Annotated in this window: 1 protein-coding gene; it reads left to right on the top strand. The window is 55.5% G+C overall.

Annotated features, from left to right (window positions below; translation table 11 throughout):
* Positions 1-380 precede the first annotated feature (380 nt).
* On the top strand, positions 381-1,760 hold the full coding sequence (gene ltrA / locus F7Q90_RS25425; protein WP_006118034.1) for a group II intron reverse transcriptase/maturase: 1,380 nt from the start codon (positions 381-383) through the stop codon (positions 1,758-1,760).
* Positions 1,761-1,848 lie beyond the last annotated feature (88 nt).

The raw sequence follows: 1,848 nt of genomic DNA, 5'->3' as shown, positions 1-1,848 counted from the left end.
GTGTGCGCCCGGCATGGGCGCACTCCTGCGGGTGTAAGTCCCGCCATGAGTTGATCACAGCAAATGAAGTGAAGCGCAACTGCATTAGGGTGACCGAGTGTGGGGAGGAAGCGTGGAGCATAAATCGTGAGCCGATGGACAAGAACCGGATACAAGGCGCTGTTAAGCAGGGTGAGCGGGCACGTCTCCGCGAAGCTCTCGTGATCAAGGCGAGGCAGCGTAAATTCGGCGGTTGTACGATGAAGGAGTGCGTTCTTACCCGGGGAGATCTCGCAGAGAGCCTGAAAGGGCAACGGCACAAGACCGGAGCGAGAAGTCAGCAGAGGCCATAGTAGCCGAACAGATGTAAAATTTGAGCGGTGAAGGGCAAACGAGAGTGAGTGTCTGAATCTATGTTGATATCTGAAGCCATGCGCCAGAAGCCTGTGCATACAGGGCAGCCCGCTGAATGTCGGGGTGAAGCCTCGTCCAAGGCTGGCTGTGGTGAAGCCGGAGATCCGCAACATAAGCAGGAAGACGCAGGGTCAGCATTGATTAAGGCAATGCTGACGCGAGAAAACCTACAACAAGCCTTCCGCAGAGTACGAGCCAATCGGGGTGCCGCTGGCGTGGACGGTCTGGACGTAGACCAGACAGCCCTCCAGTTGCAGACGACATGGCCTGTAATTCGGGAGCAGTTGTTAAATGGGGTATATCGGCCAGAGCCGGTATTACGGGTTATGATCCCGAAACCCGGAGGAGGCCAGCGCGAGCTGGGTATCCCAACGGTAACGGATCGATTAATCCAGCAAGCGTTGTTGCAGGTGCTACAACCGTTGCTTGATCCTACTTTCAGTGAACATAGCTATGGATTCAGGCCGGGTCGCCGCGCGCAGGATGCAGTTCTAGCCGCTCAAGCGTTCGCGCAATCAGGCCGCCGTGTAGTGGTTGATGTGGATCTGGAGAAGTTCTTCGACCGAGTTGACCATGACATCCTGATAGGCCGTCTGAGGAAACGTATCGATGACGCCGGAGTAATCTGGCTGGTTCGTGCATATCTGAATGCGGGGATCATGGATGGTGGCACAATAATCCAACGGAAGCTGGGGACGCCTCAAGGCGGGCCTCTGTCACCATTATTGGCTAACGTTTTACTGGATGAAGTGGATAAGGAGCTTGAACGACGGGGACACAGCTTTGTACGGTACGCCGATGACTGTAACGTATATGTCAACAGTCGTCGGGCAGGACAGCGCGTGATGGCTCTGTTAGTCCGACTGTTCAACCGTCTGAAACTGAAAGTCAACGAAGCCAAAAGCGCAGTAGCCAGTGCGTTTACCCGTAAGTTCCTGGGGTACGCCCTGTGGGTGGCACCGGGAAAGGTGGTAAAACTCAGAGTGGCGGCTAAAGCGATAGCGGCGTTCAGGCATCGTGTCCGAAAACTGACTCAACGCAACGGAGGTCGCAGTATGACGGAGGTTATACAGCGACTACGTCCTTATCTTCTGGGTTGGCGGGCATACTTCAGTCTGGCCCAAACCCCCAGAGTATGGAAAACGCTGGAGGAATGGCTGCGACACAGGTTGAGGGCACTCCAGCTTAAGCAATGGCGACGTGGTACAACTATGTTCAGAAAACTTCGCGCGATGGGAGCAAGTCACACTATTGCCGTCAGGATAGCGCTTAACAGCCGACGTTGGTGGCGCAACAGTGACAAGCTTCTCAATCATGTGTTGGATCTGGCGTGGTTCGACAGACAAGGTTTACCCCGACTCGTGTAACCTCAAACTTTCGAACCGCCCGGTGCGGGCCCGCATGCCGGGTGGTGTGGCAGGGGAGCAGGCTGAGATGCCTGCCTCCTATGCCGAT

Origin of the sequence: Pantoea stewartii subsp. stewartii, assembly GCF_008801695.1 — a bacterium.
GTDB classification, from domain to species: Bacteria; Pseudomonadota; Gammaproteobacteria; order Enterobacterales; family Enterobacteriaceae; genus Pantoea; species Pantoea stewartii.
Note: the sequence above shows the minus strand (reverse complement) of the source record. Positions and strands in the feature narration are given on the sequence as shown.